Source organism: Roseibium aggregatum IAM 12614 (assembly GCF_000168975.1).
Taxonomy (GTDB): Bacteria; Pseudomonadota; Alphaproteobacteria; order Rhizobiales; family Stappiaceae; genus Roseibium; species Roseibium aggregatum.
On sequence record NZ_AAUW01000008.1, the window covers coordinates 222,223 to 236,753 of the forward strand.

At 56.5% G+C, this 14,531-nt stretch carries 14 protein-coding genes; 7 read left to right on the plus strand and 7 right to left on the minus strand.

The window, feature by feature from the left end:
* The first annotated feature begins 12 nt into the window (after window positions 1–12).
* The gene (locus SIAM614_RS12965) at window positions 13–1,191 is read left to right on the plus strand and encodes a multidrug effflux MFS transporter (RefSeq protein WP_081455243.1); all 1,179 of its coding nucleotides are present in this window, start codon (window positions 13–15) and stop codon (window positions 1,189–1,191) included.
* A gap of 66 nt (window positions 1,192–1,257) precedes the next feature.
* Here SIAM614_RS12965 and moaA read toward each other — a convergent pair whose 3' ends face one another.
* Window positions 1,258–2,328, minus strand: coding sequence for a GTP 3',8-cyclase MoaA (moaA, locus tag SIAM614_RS12970; protein ID WP_006935095.1), 1,071 nt, complete (start codon window positions 2,326–2,328; stop codon window positions 1,258–1,260).
* Between the two features lie 319 nt (window positions 2,329–2,647).
* On the opposite strand from moaA, the gene SIAM614_RS12975 reads away from it, so the two are divergent.
* The 3 genes from SIAM614_RS12975 to SIAM614_RS12985 all read left to right on the plus strand — a co-directional run bounded on the left by SIAM614_RS12975 (window position 2,648) and on the right by SIAM614_RS12985 (window position 5,425).
* Window positions 2,648–4,084: a cryptochrome/photolyase family protein gene (locus SIAM614_RS12975; protein WP_006935097.1), complete on the plus strand. Its 1,437-nt coding sequence runs from the start codon at window positions 2,648–2,650 to the stop codon at window positions 4,082–4,084.
* Between the two features lie 75 nt (window positions 4,085–4,159).
* A complete protein-coding gene (locus SIAM614_RS12980; protein ID WP_040440154.1) occupies window positions 4,160–4,528 on the plus strand; it encodes a gamma-butyrobetaine hydroxylase-like domain-containing protein in 369 nt (122 codons plus the stop codon).
* A 186-nt stretch (window positions 4,529–4,714) separates the two neighbouring features.
* On the plus strand, window positions 4,715–5,425 hold the full coding sequence (locus SIAM614_RS12985; protein ID WP_006935101.1) for a DNA helicase: 711 nt from the start codon (window positions 4,715–4,717) through the stop codon (window positions 5,423–5,425).
* A 107-nt stretch (window positions 5,426–5,532) separates the two neighbouring features.
* On the opposite strand, the gene SIAM614_RS12990 is transcribed toward SIAM614_RS12985, so the two are convergent.
* Window positions 5,533–6,003 carry a nuclear transport factor 2 family protein gene (locus tag SIAM614_RS12990; protein WP_006935103.1) on the minus strand — a complete coding sequence of 157 codons (471 nt, stop codon included), beginning with the start codon at window positions 6,001–6,003 and terminating at the stop codon, window positions 5,533–5,535.
* A 394-nt stretch (window positions 6,004–6,397) separates the two neighbouring features.
* Here SIAM614_RS12990 and SIAM614_RS12995 point away from each other — a divergent pair, with 394 nt between their 5' ends.
* A complete protein-coding gene (locus tag SIAM614_RS12995; protein WP_040440156.1) occupies window positions 6,398–6,967 on the plus strand; it encodes a TetR/AcrR family transcriptional regulator in 570 nt (189 codons plus the stop codon).
* 132 nt (window positions 6,968–7,099) lie between these two features.
* Here SIAM614_RS12995 and SIAM614_RS13000 read toward each other — a convergent pair whose 3' ends face one another.
* The 5 genes from SIAM614_RS13000 to SIAM614_RS13020 all read right to left on the minus strand — a co-directional run bounded on the left by SIAM614_RS13000 (window position 7,100) and on the right by SIAM614_RS13020 (window position 11,724).
* Window positions 7,100–7,693 (minus strand): L,D-transpeptidase, encoded by a 594-nt coding sequence (locus SIAM614_RS13000; protein ID WP_006935106.1) that lies wholly within the window; start codon window positions 7,691–7,693, stop codon window positions 7,100–7,102.
* A gap of 439 nt (window positions 7,694–8,132) precedes the next feature.
* Complete coding sequence (locus tag SIAM614_RS13005; RefSeq protein WP_006935107.1) at window positions 8,133–9,770, minus strand: fumarate hydratase; 1,638 nt, start codon at window positions 9,768–9,770, stop codon at window positions 8,133–8,135.
* A 151-nt stretch (window positions 9,771–9,921) separates the two neighbouring features.
* Window positions 9,922–10,479 carry a YceI family protein gene (locus tag SIAM614_RS13010; protein WP_006935109.1) on the minus strand — a complete coding sequence of 186 codons (558 nt, stop codon included), beginning with the start codon at window positions 10,477–10,479 and terminating at the stop codon, window positions 9,922–9,924.
* 23 nt (window positions 10,480–10,502) lie between these two features.
* Window positions 10,503–11,087: a cytochrome b gene (locus SIAM614_RS13015; RefSeq protein ID WP_006935111.1), complete on the minus strand. Its 585-nt coding sequence runs from the start codon at window positions 11,085–11,087 to the stop codon at window positions 10,503–10,505.
* 52 nt (window positions 11,088–11,139) lie between these two features.
* Window positions 11,140–11,724, minus strand: coding sequence for a YceI family protein (locus SIAM614_RS13020; RefSeq protein WP_006935113.1), 585 nt, complete (start codon window positions 11,722–11,724; stop codon window positions 11,140–11,142).
* 423 nt (window positions 11,725–12,147) lie between these two features.
* Between SIAM614_RS13020 and SIAM614_RS13025 the strand changes: the two genes are divergently transcribed.
* Together SIAM614_RS13025 and SIAM614_RS13030 are read left to right on the plus strand one after the other, a co-directional pair.
* Window positions 12,148–12,867 carry a glycerophosphodiester phosphodiesterase family protein gene (locus SIAM614_RS13025; protein WP_006935115.1) on the plus strand — a complete coding sequence of 240 codons (720 nt, stop codon included), beginning with the start codon at window positions 12,148–12,150 and terminating at the stop codon, window positions 12,865–12,867.
* A gap of 462 nt (window positions 12,868–13,329) precedes the next feature.
* Window positions 13,330–14,349, plus strand: coding sequence for a FecR domain-containing protein (locus SIAM614_RS13030; RefSeq protein WP_006935117.1), 1,020 nt, complete (start codon window positions 13,330–13,332; stop codon window positions 14,347–14,349).
* The last annotated feature ends 182 nt before the right edge of the window (window positions 14,350–14,531 follow it).

The window sequence follows — 14,531 nt, forward strand, 5'->3', positions numbered from 1 at the left end:
CTTGCGGTGCTCATGGCGATTTCATCTGTCAGCCCGCTTGCTATGCAGATCTACCTGCCATCCCTGGCGGGAATGATGCTGGTCTTTTCCGCGACCGCGGGAGAGATCCAACTGTCCATGTCCGCTTTCTTCATCGCGGTTGCCGTTTTCCAGCTCTTCTGGGGCCCTTTATCGGACCAGTTCGGCCGGCGGCCGGTCATTATACTCGGCTCGGTGCTTTTTGTGATTGGCACCGTGTTTTGTCTGTTCGCGCAAAGCATCGAAGCGCTGATCGCCGCTCGCGTGATTCAGGCTGCGGGTGGCTGCACGGGACTGGTGCTCGGCCGGGCAATCCTCCGCGACCTGTATAGCCCCAAGCAGGCGGCCAGCATGATCGGCTATGTCACCATGGGCATGGCAGTGATGCCGACCGTTGGGCCGGCAATAGGCGGATTGCTGGATCATTATTACGGCTGGCAGGGAGGCTTCATGCTGCTCCTGGTGTTCGGGGTTGCCACTCTTTGGGCGAGTGTATTCCTCCTGCCGGAAACACACATGAACCGCAACGAAGTTGGCGGGCGCCAGATCCTCAGAGCCTATGCAACGCTGTGCCGTGAACCGCTCTATTGGTGCTATACGTTGACCGCCGCTTTCAGTGCGCTCGCCTATTTCGCATACCTTGGTGGCGCGCCCTTCATCGCTGCCGATCTTCTGTCCTTGAGCGCTGGTGAAATGGGCTTCTATTTCATGTTCGTTGCGCTTGGCTATATCGCCGGCAACTTCATATCCGGCAGGTATTCCGAACGGGTCGGACTGTTTCGCATGATGCTGGCGGGAACGCTCATTGCGATTGTGTGCGTAGCCGTCATTGCGGGGTTTACGTATTTCGATGCTTTGAGCGCGCCAAGCCTGTTCCTGCCAATGTTCCTGCTCGGGCTCGGCAATGGGATTTGCCTGCCGAGCGCCTTGTCCGGCGCGGCGAGTGTGAGGCCGGAACTGACCGGTGCGGCCTCGGGCATGACCGCATCTTTTCAGGTTTCCATGGGGGCAATCGCAGGATCCCTCGTTGCCTCGCTGTATGCTCATGGCATTCTGGCAGGTTCGCCCTGGGGAATGATCCTGGTAATGGGGGTCGGGGTTGGCTTCAGCCTGATTGCAGCCCTGACCATCCGGTTCTACACCGCACGCTCCGGTATGGTCGCGGCAGAGTAGCGCTGCGGCTCCATTGATGAATGTGCGCGCGCGCGGTCGGTTCAAATCCGAAAAGAGCTGGAAGCTTTACCCGCCGGTGACGCTCATATGCCGGGATACCGCCGGCTGGTTGCGGTTCCGGTCGATCACGAAATCATGCCCCTTGGGCTTGCGTCCGATAGCTTCGTCTATCGCGGCATTCAACATGTCGTTGCCTTCCGACGCACGCAGCGGCGCACGAAGATCCGACATGTCTTCTTGGCCAAGGCACATGTAAAGCTGTCCGGTACAGGTGACGCGTACACGGTTGCAGCTCTCGCAGAAGTTATGGGTCATCGGCGTGATGAAGCCAAGACGGCCTCCGGTTTCCTCGATCGTGACATATCGTGCCGGACCACCGGTCTTGTAGGGGATGTCTGTCAGCGTGAACTCCTCAGCAAGGCGTGCACGCACGGTCGACAGAGGCAGATACTGGTCCGTGCGATCCCCGTCGATCTCACCCAGAGGCATGGTTTCGATCAGGGTGAGGTCATGGCCGTGCTCATGACACCACTTCAGCATGGTCACGATCTCGTGCTCGTTGACATCCTTGAGCGCAACCATGTTGATCTTGATCTGAAGGCCGGCAGCTGTCGCTGCGCGGATCCCGTCCATCACCTTGCCGAGATCGCCCCAGCGGGTAACGGCCTTGAACTTCTGCGGATCGAGCGTATCGATCGAAACGTTTATCCGGCGCACGCCGCAATCGTAGAGGTCCTGCGCGTAGCGGGCGAGCTGTGAGCCGTTGGTGGTCAGGGTCAGCTCTTCCAGAGCGCCGCTGTCCAGATGCCGGCCAAGGCTGCGGATCAAGCTCATGATGTTCTTGCGCACAAGGGGCTCGCCGCCGGTAAGGCGCAGTTTCCGGACACCTTTTTCGATGAAGGCAGTGCACAGGCGGTCGAGTTCTTCCAGGCTCAGCACTTCTCGTTTGGGCAGGAAGGTCATGTCTTCCGCCATGCAATAGACACAACGAAAATCGCAACGGTCGGTCACGGACACGCGAAGATAGGTGACGGCACGGCCAAAAGGATCGATCATCGGAGCTTGCGTCTCCAACTGTCCGATTGCCGCTTGTGCCGGGACCACAATCTTGCCGTCTGTCACGTTTCGCTCTCCCATGATTTTTTCTTATCCAGATCATATGGCGTCGATGCGGACAAGATCAATTGAAACCGGACTGCAAATATCCGGTTTACGGCATCAGGTAAACTTGTCAGTGTACTATTGTCAAATCAAGTGGAGTAATGGCGCAGCACGACTGCGGTCTCAACAAGCGAGAGATGCCTGGATCTGTCATGGGAGGCGCAAAGGGCTGCTCTCCCTCTGACGACCGTTGCTGAGCCGGCGTTCTGCTTTCGGAAGAACCAAAAAACCTGCACATCGTTGATCCGTTAGCGCTTTGCGGCGTATCTGACCTGACGAAAGCGGCAGGAGCAGCATGACAACACTCGTTTGGTTTCGGCAGGATTTGCGCATCAAGGACAATCCCGCCTTGTTCGAAGCGGCGAAGAGCGGACGTGTCCTTCCGGTTTTCATTCTGGAGCCTGCGGACAAGACCGGTGAAACCCACCCGCTTGGCGGTGCCAGCCGGTGGTGGCTTCATCACAGTCTGAAAGCACTGCAACAGGACCTGCCGGGGCTGGTCTTGCTCAAGGGCGATGCAAGACACCTGATTCCCGAGGTTGCGAAGCGAGCTGGCGTTGAGGCTGTCTTCTGGAACAGATGCTACGAGCCGTACGCGATCGAACGGGACACCGATCTGAAATCGTCGCTGAAAGACGACGGATACGAGGTCAAAAGTTTCAAGGCGTCACTCTTGTACGAGCCTTGGGAAATAGAGACGCAGTCAGGCGGCCCTTACAAGGTCTATTCGCCCTTCTGGAAAGCTGCGCGGCAGATTGAGATCGATGATGCCTTGCCGGCACCGGAGAAACTGGACATCGCCGACTATGACGGTGGTGAGGAACTGGAGAGTTTTGACCTTCTGCCGAAGAAACCAAACTGGGCAAAGGGCTGGGAAGATCTCTGGACACCGGGTGAAGCAGGCGCTTCAGAACGGCTCGGCAGTTTTCTGGAAGAAGGGCTGAAAGGCTACGGCAAACTTCGGAACCGCCCGGATCTGCCCAACGTCTCGCGCCTGTCGCCACATCTTCATTTCGGGGAAATCTCGCCGCGCCAGATCTGGCATGCAACGCAGGACGTCATGGACAGGAGGTCGTCGCTCGGTGACGACGGAATGAAATTCCTGTCCGAGATCGCCTGGCGGGAGTTCTCTCATAACCTCTTGTACCACTTTCCGAAATTGCCATCCGAAAACTGGCGCTCCACCTTTGACGAATATCCATGGAAGGAGCCGGATGGTGAGTTGGAGAAATGGCAGAAAGGACAAACGGGCTATCCAATTGTTGACGCAGGGATGCGCGAACTCTGGCAAACCGGGTACATGCACAACCGCGTGCGCATGATCGCCGCAAGCTTTCTGATCAAGCATCTCCGTCTTCACTGGCGTCATGGCGAGGCCTGGTTTCGGGACACGCTGGTGGATGCGGACCTTGCAAACAATTCCGCCGGCTGGCAGTGGGTCGCGGGATCCGGCGCGGATGCCGCTCCCTATTTCCGAGTGTTCAATCCGATCACCCAGGGCGAAAAGTTCGATCCCGATGGGAACTATATCCGTCAATGGGTGCCTGAGTTGCGCGAACTGGACACGCGATATCTCTTTGCCCCTTTCGATGCGCCCGCAGAAGCCTTGAAAAAAGCCAGGATCACGCTTGGCGACACCTATCCGAAGCCTCTCGTCGACCATGCCAGTGCCCGCGAGGCGGCGCTCGAAGGCTACGAAGCCGTGAAGCAGGCGGGACAAGACGACGCTTGACGGGGTCCGTGCGGCCAGTATCGTCCGCGCGCAAGTCCCGGTGCTGTTGACCGGGTGGAATCAAAGGATCCGGACATGACCGACCCGACCGCACCCTGGCCGACGGAACTGCGCGTCTCGAAAGACAGAAAAAGCCTGACAGTCGCCTTCAATACGGGTGAACGGCACGAATTGTCCGCCGAGTATCTGCGGGTGTGCTCGCCTTCGGCGGAAGTGAAAGGGCATAACCCGTCGCAAAAGCAGACGGTGCCCGGCAAGCGCAATGTCGAGATCATGAAGATTGAGCCTGTCGGCAACTATGCTGTCCGTATCCATTTCGACGACATGCATAATTCCGGGATTTTCACCTGGACCTATTTCCTTGAGCTTGGCAGAGACCCGGACGCCCATTGGGGTGTGTACCTGGAAGAGCTGGCGGAGAAGGGTCTGAGCCGGGATCGTTGACGAAGGAAAGCCCGGGCTGGCTGGCTTTAGCGGGAATCAGGTAAAAAGAGGTTGGCTCGACCCACGCCATCCCCCTCCGACTGGAGCAGCAGCCGCACTGCAGGGTCAATTCATTCTGGCAACCAGGTGATCGTGCGTTCGCATAGGGAGGGACTGCGGCTGATGCACGCGATCTGGAGGTCGCATATGAAACTCTCTGCACCCGTTTTCCGCCTGAAGCGTGAAGCCCGGACACTCGCCCGCAGCAAGACCATCGCGTTGAACCGGGCGTTGGACGAAATTGCTGTTCGCGAAGGCTTCAGAAGCTGGAGCCATCTCGCATCTGCTGCTCGCGACCAGGGACCCTCGATCAGACTTCTGTCGGCGCTTGAACCAAGCGATATGGTAATCCTTGGCGCAAGGCCTGGTCAGGGTAAAACGGTCCTGGGGCTCGAGTTGCTCGCTGAAGCGGCAAAGAGCGGACGATCGTCCGTCTTCTTTTCATCCGAATGTTCTTATAGCGATGTGCGCTCGAAGCTTTCCGGCAGCGGGTATCCCGGCCTGGAAAAATCGGAAAAGTTTCAAATAGTTCTTTCCGACAGCGTGTGTGCCGGGGAAGTTCAGGAAACACTTGCTGGTCCGGCGCCGGGCACCATAGCGGTCATTGATTATTTGCAAGTCATGGATCAGCACCGCTCACAGCCGCCGCTCGGCGATCAGGTGGAAGTTTTGAGACGGTTCGCAAAAACGCGGTGCACGACGCTTGTCTTCCTGTCGCAGGTCCATAGAAACTTTGATCCAAAGATCCGCACCCTGCCGGGGTTCGCCGATATACGGACGACCAACCCGGTCGATCTGTCGCATTTCGACAAGGGATGTTTCCTGCATGAAGGAGAGATGATCCTCCGCGCACATTGAGCACCCAGTCCTGACAGGGCGATCACCCACCGGTGTCCGGCTGAAGACCGGGCACCGGTTGCGGGCGTGTTTCAGCAGGTCCCAAGAAGGGAAAGAACCTTAGCTGATTAGAACCCCAGCTCACTGAGTCCAGGATGGTCTGCCGGGCGCGGTCCCAGAGGCCAATGCATTTTCCGCTCGTTTTCCGAAATGGCGAGATCGTTGATGCTGGCAAAGCGGCGGTGCATCAGGCCATTTGGGGCAAATTCCCAATTCTCGTTGCCATAGGACCGGAACCATTGTCCTGTCGCATCGTGCCATTCATAGGCAAAGCGCACGGCAATGCGGTTACCGGCAAAGGTCCACAGTTCCTTGATCAGGCGGTACTCGTGCTCCCGCTGCCACTTGTTTGTCAGGAATTCCACCACTTGCTGGCGACCGACCGGAAAATCCGACCGGTTCCGCCAGATCGTGTCAGGGGTGTAGGCAAGCGAGACCTTTTCCGGATTCCGGCTGTTCCAGCCGTCTTCCGCGGCACGCACCTTCTGGCGAGCTGTTTCGAGGGTAAACGGAGGAAGAGGCGGGCGCTGTTCTGTCATCGGGCAAGCTCCAGAGCGTAGATTTGAGGAGACGAGAACAGTCCCGCGTGAAGGCGTTCATCCACTGCCTGGGGTTCAGGACGCAGGGCCGATGTGATCAGAAGCGCTCCGGCGACGAACGCACCAAAGAGATAAAAACCACGTGGATATGCAGGTCTTGGAGAGAACATGGGTCTGCCTCGCAATGTTAAACAGATTTAGGTGTACCGATCTGTTCAGTTACATCGCGGTATATGTACCGATCTGTTCATACTTGCAAGGCTTGAAAGCGCAAGAATGGGTCATATAAATGTGATTTCGGTGTGTGACGAGGCGAAGGACTGCCATTTTCCAGATCTGACTTGAATGGATGTCAGTGGATGGCTACTTACTGGTCAGTACAGAAAGGGAATTCATGCGACCAAGCAAACGCGATGAACTGGTGCGAAAGTCGCTGGCTGTCTTTTACAGGGACGGTTTCCACGCGACCGGAATGGACACGCTTGTTGCCGAAACGGGCATATCCAAGACCACGATGTTCAAGCATTTCAGAACCAAGGACGATCTGATCCTCGCGGTGTTGCGGTACCGGGACGAAACCTTTCGGAACTGGTTCCTGCGCAGGCTAGACGAACGTGATCTTCCCCCAAGGCAAAAACTGCTGGCGATATTCGATATTCTGAGGGAGTGGTTTGAAGAGTCTGGTTTCAGGGGATGCATGTTCATCAAGGCATCCGCGGAGTTCCAGGACCCCGCCCACCCGGCCCACGCCCAGTCGAGCGAGCATAAGCGCTTGCTTTTGTCTGCGTTCAGAAGTCTGGCGGAAAAAGCGGGGGCTTCCCGACCGGACCTCTTGGCACGGCAACTTCTTCTGCTCAAGGAAGGAGCGATCGTCGCTGCGCAGATGGGGTTCGATCCTGACCCTTCAGGCGCAGCCAGGGACGCCGCATCGGTGTTGATCGAGGCTCATATTCCGAACACCTGAGCGGGGACAGACCTTTAGCGGGTCGCGTAAACGCCGCGAACTGGCGACGGTCTGATGAGACAAATGGCTCTTAAAATGAAAAAGCCGGGAATGACCCGGCTTTTTTTGTTTTCGGCAATCGATGCAGCGGGTTTAGCGCTTGACGATGACTTTCGACCCAACGGCTACGTTGTTGTAGAGGTGGATCACGTCTTCGTTAGCAAGACGGATGCAGCCCGACGAAACGGCGGAACCGATGGTCCACGGCTCGGTTGTGCCATGAATGCGGTAAAGGGTAGAGCCGATATACATGGCACGTGCCCCCATCGGATTGTTCGGACCACCAGGCATGTAAGCCGGCAGGATGCGACCCTTAGCACGCTCGCGAGCACGCATCTGTGAGGGCGGGGTCCAGCTCGGCCATTCAGCCTTGCGGGTGATACGGTGCGTACCGGCCCACTGGAAACCTTCCTTGCCGACGCCCACGCCGTATTTCATCGCCTTGCCGCCAGGCAGGACATGGTACAGCCGACGCTCGGAGGTATCGATGATGATCGTGCCTGCAGGGTAGGGGCCGTCATATTTCACGCGCTTGCGCTTCACCGGAGACGGTCCGCCCGGGTGATATTTCGGTGTGACCCAGGTGTTCGTGCTGTGGTCGAAGTAGCCATATCGCGGAGCAGCCTGGGCAGTCAGCGCAAATGCGCCTGCCAGAACCGCAACCATTACAAAAAGAAGTTTCTTCATTCCGATCCCCCATCAGCATCGGGCTCGTGCCTCGGCGATGCGATTTTCAATCAAAGTGACGTTACGAAAATGTCCTTGCTTCACTCTTAATGATTATGTCGCAAAACCGAGTTTGGGAAAATCTCACGTTGATGTGAGCATGGTTCATGTCTTGTTTATGTGCTGAAATTGCAACGAATTCTTCGTGAAAAACGCGTTGGTTGCAAAGCTACTCGCTGAGATTGTGGAATTTTCCGGCCATGGCAAAAGTCGCCTGTTATTTTTGATCGGATTTTTGAATGTGCTGCCTTCAGATTCGATTCGAATTGATGCCAGACGCGTTGCACCGAGGCAGGCTGGCCGGAGACAGCTGACTGTCTGCAAATGACGACCGAAAGACAGGCAAAAAAAGAACCCGCAGCGAAGCCGCGGGTCTGTCTTTCCCGGCAGGAGAAGTCACTCAGCCGAGGTTCAGTTCCTTGAAGAAATCATTGCCCTTGTCATCAACGACGATGAAGGCCGGGAAATCCACGACTTCGATCCGCCACACGGCTTCCATGCCGAGTTCCTCGAATTCGACGACTTCCACCTTTTTGATGCAGTCCTGCGCCAGGCGCGCGGCAGGGCCGCCGATGGAACCGAGATAGAAACCGCCATGGGCCTGACAGGCGCGGCGCACCTGTGCGGACCGGTTACCTTTCGCCAGCATGACCATTGACCCGCCAGCCGCCTGAAACTGGTCGACATAAGCATCCATGCGTCCGGCTGTTGTCGGACCGAAGGATCCGGAGGGCATGCCCTCCGGCGTCTTGGCAGGGCCTGCATAATAGATCGGGTGGTTCTTGAAATAGTCGGGCAGGGGCTCGCCGCTTTCCAGCCGGTCGCGCAACTTGGAATGGGCAAGGTCGCGGGCGACGATCAGCGGACCGGTAAGCGACAGGCGGGTCTTGATCGGGTGTTTGGACAGTTCACCCAGGATTTCAGACATCGGGCGCGTGAGATCGATCTTGACCACATTGTCGGACAGATGCTCATCGGTCACCTCGGGCAGGTATTTTTCCGGGTGCATTTCGAGCTGTTCCAGGAAGATGCCGTCTTTCGTGATCTTGCCGACGGCCTGCCGGTCTGCCGAGCAGGAGACAGCAAGGCCGATGGGCAGCGAGGCGCCGTGACGTGGCAGACGGATGACGCGCACGTCGTGGCAGAAATATTTGCCGCCGAACTGGGCACCGACACCTGTCGCCTGGGTCAGTTTGTGGATCTCTTCTTCCATTTCAAGATCGCGGAAGGCATGTCCCAGTTCCGAGCCTTGTGTCGGCAGTCCGTCGAGATAGCGCGCGGACGCCAGCTTGGCTGTCTTCAGGTTCATTTCCGCAGATGTACCGCCGATGACGATGGCAAGGTGATAGGGCGGACAGGCCGCGGTGCCGAGCGTGAGGATCTTTTCCTTCAGGAACTCCACTAGCCGGTCATGGGTCAGCAGCGAAGGCGTGCCCTGGAACAGGAACGTCTTGTTGGCCGACCCGCCACCCTTGGCCATGAACAGGAACTTGTAGGCATCTTCACCTTCGGCATAGAGCTCGATCTGCGCCGGCATGTTGTTGCTGGTGTTCTTTTCCTCGAACATGGAAAGAGGCGCGAGCTGGGAATACCGCAGGTTCTTCTTGAAATAGGCGTCGCGGGAGCCTTCGCCGAGGGCAGCTTCGTCGGACCCGTCAGTCCAGACCCTGCGGCCTTTCTTGCCCATGATGATCGCGGTGCCCGTGTCCTGGCACATCGGCAGAACGCCATGAGAAGCGATATTCGCGTTCTTCAGAAGATCGAAGGCCACAAACTTGTCGTTTTCCGTTGCCTCCGGATCTTCTAGGATTTTCTTCAGTTGCTCGAGGTGGCCGGGGCGCAGGAAATGGTTGATGTCCTTGAAAGCCTCTTCGGCAAGCAGGCGGAGGCCTTCAGCCTCAACCACCAGCACCTCTTCGCCATTGAACTCGGCCGTCTTGACGTGGTCCGACGTTAGTTTGCGGTACGGGGTTTTGTCTTCTCCCTGGGGAAAAAGTGCGCTGTGCTGGTAGGCGGGAGGTGTGAGCGGAGCGTTCATAGGAGGCTTTCCTGATCTGGCTGCTTCCCGTTACATCCGGAAGCGCTGGAACGTTGAGTGCTGTTCTCATACGGCAAAAAGGCTGCGGACGCCAAGTGCCGCAGCCTGATCAAATGGTCGGAACCGAAAGTCTTGATTGCCTGGCAGAATGTCAGCGGATCGCCGTGAGATCCAGGGTCACGGTAACGATGTCGCCTACAGTGTCCGTGCCGACGCCGCTGCCAAGCTGATAGTCGAGCCTGTTGACGATCGCCGTGCCCTTGGCCGTTGCAGTATCGCCCGCTATGTCCAGGGTGAAATCCATTTCAACCGGCTGGGATATTCCCTTGATGGAAAGCGTTCCCTCTGCCCGGTAGCCGTTGCCTTCGACAAGTTCGACTGTATCTGACTTGAATCCGGCAGTCGGGAAGGCTCCCGTATTGAACCAGTCCTTGCCCGGCAGCGTTCCGTCGAACTGGGCATTGCCGGTCGTTGCGCTCATCGGCTTGATTTCAGCGCTGATTTTTGCAGTTTCCGGTGCTGCCGGATCAAAATCGATGTCAGCTTCCCAGGAAGCAAACACGCCCGTCAGCGTGCCGCCACCCTGCTTGACTTCAAAACCGAGCTTGCTCTTGTCCGGGTCGACTTTCCAGGTGTCGGCAAAGGCCGGTGCGGTAAAGGTCGTCGCCGACAGCACAGCAACGGCGTAGGTGAAATGCTTCAATGTCATCTTCGGATTTCCAGTTCGTTTTGTCAGCTCTCGGCTCTGGCGGGAGCCGTTGAAATCATGCGCTTCAAGGTAGAGTCACGCGCGATGAAATGGTGTTTCAGCGCTGCAGCGACATGAACCACGATCAACGCGATCAGCAGATAGGCGCCGTATTCATGCAGAAGCTTGAAGAAGCTTTCCGCTTGCTCCTGCGAGCCAAGCACACCCGGCACTGGAAGATGCGGCACAGGCAAGACATTGAACAGGACGGTCGGGATACCCCAGGGCGACGCAGACACCATGAACCAGCCGGTCAGTGGCAGCGCGAACAGGAGCGCGTATAGGCCGGCATGCCCCAGATGTGCCCCTGCTTTTTCAATCGGGTGCATGTTATCAGGCAGTCTCGGTGACGGGTTGAGAAGGCGCCAGACAAGACGGAAGACGGCGAGGGCCAGCACGACAAAGCCAATGGATTTGTGTAGCTGGTAGAGTTCAAACGTCGCCTGCTCGGTCTGGGGCAACTGCTGCATGTAGAGGCCGAGGCCCAGCATGCCGATGATCAAAAAGGCCATCGTCCAGTGGAACGCGATTGCGATCCTTCCATACCCGGTTGAGGTGTTGCGCAGCATGGCAGCTCCTGGAAAGCGGAGGCCGGTCAGCCCGGCCTCCGTTGGTGTTTTATCAGTTGGTCGCGTCAGCCTTGAGCGCTTCGGAATGGAAGGTCACGGTAACTTCGTCCCCTACATAGGGAACATACATGTCCATTCCATAGTCAGAGCGCTTCAGCACTGTGGATACGGCAAAACCGGCAGCTTCTTTCTTGGCCATCGGGTGCTCGCCGAATGCGGTCACATCAACGGTCAGGGTCACCGGTTTGGTGATGTCCTTGATGGTCAGGTCGCCGGTGACTTCCAGTTGGTTTTCACCGGTCTTCTCGACCTTGGTGCTCTTGAAGGTCGCTTTCGGGAAATTTTCTGCGTCAAAGAAATCCGCGCTCAGGAAGTGCTGGTTGCGCTCTGCCCAGAAGGTGTCGAGGCTGTCGACATCGATCGTGAATTCGATGGAGGAATTCTCAGGCTTGTCCTTGTCGATCAGCAGCGTGCCTTCCCATTCACCGAACCGGCCTTCGGTCGTGGAGTAACCGAGGTGGTTATAAGAGAACGACAGGTTGGCGTGGGACTTGTCGAAGTCGTAGGCAACAGGTTCGGCGAGGGCGGTGCCCGCAACGAGGGACAGGGCAAGTGCAGAAGCTGCAAGACGGATCATGATCAAACCTCATGGCTGTTTTCAGGGGCGTTCGCTCATGAACGCTGCAGCAGAAACATAGGTCTAAAATTGTGCGGTGCAACTTGACTGACTGTTCGGTAATGCTGAACAATAATTCAGTTGATTTCTTCGTTGTTAACCCCTCCAATTCTTGGAGAACGTCAGTTGAAGAGGTTTCCGCTCGGCTGCCCTGCTGCATTTCGGCAGAATCGGGATAACATCAGATGCCTGAGGCGAATGAAGACGCTGCGCAATTAATGGTTGTTCTTGCCGGTAAGCGTATGAAATCGCGGTGGAAGTTGAACTGTCATCATTTCATCAAGAATTTCAGGCACCTATCACGTCAACTTCCCTCTTAAAATTGGGGCCCGTCAGCCCCATTCAAGCTCCGGACACCGGTCTGGAGACACAGGAGATTTAAACGTGAAACAAGCCGTCGTTGTGTGTCATCGCGGAGCCAGCCTTCAGGCGCCGGAAAACACGATCGCTTCTCTGGAAGGAGCGATTGCACTCGGAGCCGAGGTTGTCGAGTTCGATGTGCGGCCGTCGAAGGATGGCGTGCTTTATGTGATGCACGACGCTACCGTCGACCGGACGACGGATGGCTCCGGACGCATTTCGGACATGACCTCCGAAGAGATCGACTGTCTTGACGCTGGTTCCTGGTTCGATGAGGCGTTCTCAGGGCAGCGTGTTCCGAGGCTGGATGCCTTTCTGGACGCTTGCAAGGGCCGTATCGGTACCTATGTCGAAATCAAGGAAGGCGATCCTGCTGAAATCCGCGATATGCTGGCCGTCCGGGGCATGCTGGCCGATGCCTGGACTTTTTCTTTCGACCAGGCGATCCGCGCCGAAGCGCGCGCAAAGGTGCCTGACCTGAGGCGGATGGTCCTTTATGCTCATGTCGGGTCTGTTGAACGCGCCGTTGCGCTTGATGCGCATATTCTGGAATTCCACGAAGATGATCTTGAAGAAGGTTTGATCAAAGAGGCAAAGCAGGCCGGTTTGATTACGCAGATGTTTTATGCCGGTTCTGACCGAACCGTATTCGAAAAAGCCGTCCGTTGCGGCATTGAGCAAATGAACATCGATCAGGTGGAAATCTTCAGAGCCGTTGAAAGAGAATTGCTGACACCCGTCTGACGTCGGAACTTGATCGGATTTGCACAAATTTGTCCGTCACGGACTGCTGTAGCCCGGAACTTTAGGGTTCCGGGCCAATTATAGGCGACATGACTGAAAAAAAATTTGTCAATACAGAACACCGTTCTGACAGAGGCGAGCAGGTATCTGTGATTGAGGAAGCGAGCTAGAAGTGCCAAAAAACAATCCTGAATAGTTTTGAAATTAAAATTTTATCTAATACGTGAAATTGTTGGAAACGTTAGAAGAAAGAGCAATTTTTACTAAAAGAATGAAGAAACAAGGTTTTCCATTATAATTCAAGTCTTGTTAACGGGCCCAGAATAGCGTGCCGGAGTTAGAAATCCGGGCCAAAAGGGGGCTCTTATGTCCAGCCGCAAGATCGTCAATCACTCAAATCAGTCAGGTTGCTCTGCGGCAATTGCTGAACGTGCTGGACATTTCTGGGAAATTAAGCTCCGCTTGGCTGCCTCATTTCTGCTTGCAGCCCTCGCAATCTTCTGGTTCTCGCAAAAGGCACTTTCTCAAGATACGGACGCCAATAGCGCTCAATGGCACTGGTCCGTGGAGCGCGTGAGTGGGCGCGTGATGGTTGAGACACGTGAAGGCGAAACCTTTGCCCTCAAGCGCGGTATGACAGTCCGAAAAGGTTGGAAGCTGAAGACCGGTGGTGGACGTGTTGTCGTTAGCCGGGGCAAGGAGTCCTTTGTCGTTTCGCCAAACTCGGTCGTAACGCTTGAACCCAAGGGCGTGCTGATCAAACGGATGGTCGTCTATCAGGACCGCGGTCAGGTGGATGTTGACGTCCAGCGCCGGTGGTACAGGCATTTCAAGGTGGAAACGCCGTTTCTGGCTGCGGTCGTGAAAGGGACCCGTTTCTCCGTTCAGGTCGGAAACACGACGGCGTCGGTCAAGGTTGGCCGGGGTGTCGTCGGTGTTCACGACTTTGCCTCAGGGGAGCGTGCGAACGTTGGCGCAGGTCAAGCTGCTGCCACCAACCCTTCGCGCCGCGTCGGACTGTCCGTCAGTGGGAAAACCAAACCGGAGGTCGAATCCGGACCCAAGCGGGCACCGGCCTTTGAAACACGTGCCGTGAAGAACGTTCCGGCATCTAACGCGCAGGCAAGAGCCGCCAACGGTATCAACCGTGGCAACGCCGCCAATGCCCGCTCAGGCAACAATGGCAATTCGGGCAATAAAGGCAACTCGGGCGGCAACGGCAATTCGGGTGGTCACGGCAACTCCGGCAATAACGGTAACTCCGGTGGTCATGGCAACGGCAATGGTAACTCCGGCAATAGCAATTCCGGCGGCAACGGCAATGGTAACTCCGGCAACAACAATGCCGGAGGCAACGGAAACGGTCATTCCGGTAACAACGGCAACTCCGGCGGCAATTCCAGCCATGGCAATAGCAATGCTGGCGGCAATGGAAATGGCAACGGCAATGCGGGTGGAAACGGCAAGGGTAAGGGGCGCTAACAGACCACGGCCCTTGATTGGTTTGCAACACGCGCTCGTTTGAACCGCTTCTTCGGTGGGATCCCGAGCCGAGTACCCAAGGTAAACTTATCGGTTTCCTTTAGGGTGTGGAGCGAGCCGTGTAGTTCCATGAATTACAAAAGAATACTTAGTTCCTTTCTACTTTCAAGATTGTGGTTATC

Bases quoted from the DNA above. Each gene is read 5' to 3' on its own strand.
- SIAM614_RS12990 (WP_006935103.1), bottom strand. From the start codon at position 6,003: ATGACAGAACAGCGCCCGCCTCTTCCTCCGTTTACCCTCGAAACAGCT.
- SIAM614_RS13000 (WP_006935106.1), bottom strand. From the start codon at position 7,693: ATGAAGAAACTTCTTTTTGTAATGGTTGCGGTTCTGGCAGGCGCATTT.
- SIAM614_RS12965 (WP_081455243.1), top strand. From the start codon at position 13: ATGGCGATTTCATCTGTCAGCCCGCTTGCTATGCAGATCTACCTGCCA.
- SIAM614_RS13020 (WP_006935113.1), bottom strand. From the start codon at position 11,724: ATGATCCGTCTTGCAGCTTCTGCACTTGCCCTGTCCCTCGTTGCGGGC.
- SIAM614_RS13015 (WP_006935111.1), bottom strand. From the start codon at position 11,087: ATGCTGCGCAACACCTCAACCGGGTATGGAAGGATCGCAATCGCGTTC.
- SIAM614_RS12975 (WP_006935097.1), top strand. From the start codon at position 2,648: ATGACAACACTCGTTTGGTTTCGGCAGGATTTGCGCATCAAGGACAAT.
- SIAM614_RS12995 (WP_040440156.1), top strand. From the start codon at position 6,398: ATGCGACCAAGCAAACGCGATGAACTGGTGCGAAAGTCGCTGGCTGTC.
- SIAM614_RS13010 (WP_006935109.1), bottom strand. From the start codon at position 10,479: ATGACATTGAAGCATTTCACCTACGCCGTTGCTGTGCTGTCGGCGACG.
- SIAM614_RS12985 (WP_006935101.1), top strand. From the start codon at position 4,715: ATGAAACTCTCTGCACCCGTTTTCCGCCTGAAGCGTGAAGCCCGGACA.
- SIAM614_RS12980 (WP_040440154.1), top strand. From the start codon at position 4,160: ATGACCGACCCGACCGCACCCTGGCCGACGGAACTGCGCGTCTCGAAA.
- moaA (WP_006935095.1), bottom strand. From the start codon at position 2,328: ATGGGAGAGCGAAACGTGACAGACGGCAAGATTGTGGTCCCGGCACAA.
- SIAM614_RS13005 (WP_006935107.1), bottom strand. From the start codon at position 9,770: ATGAACGCTCCGCTCACACCTCCCGCCTACCAGCACAGCGCACTTTTT.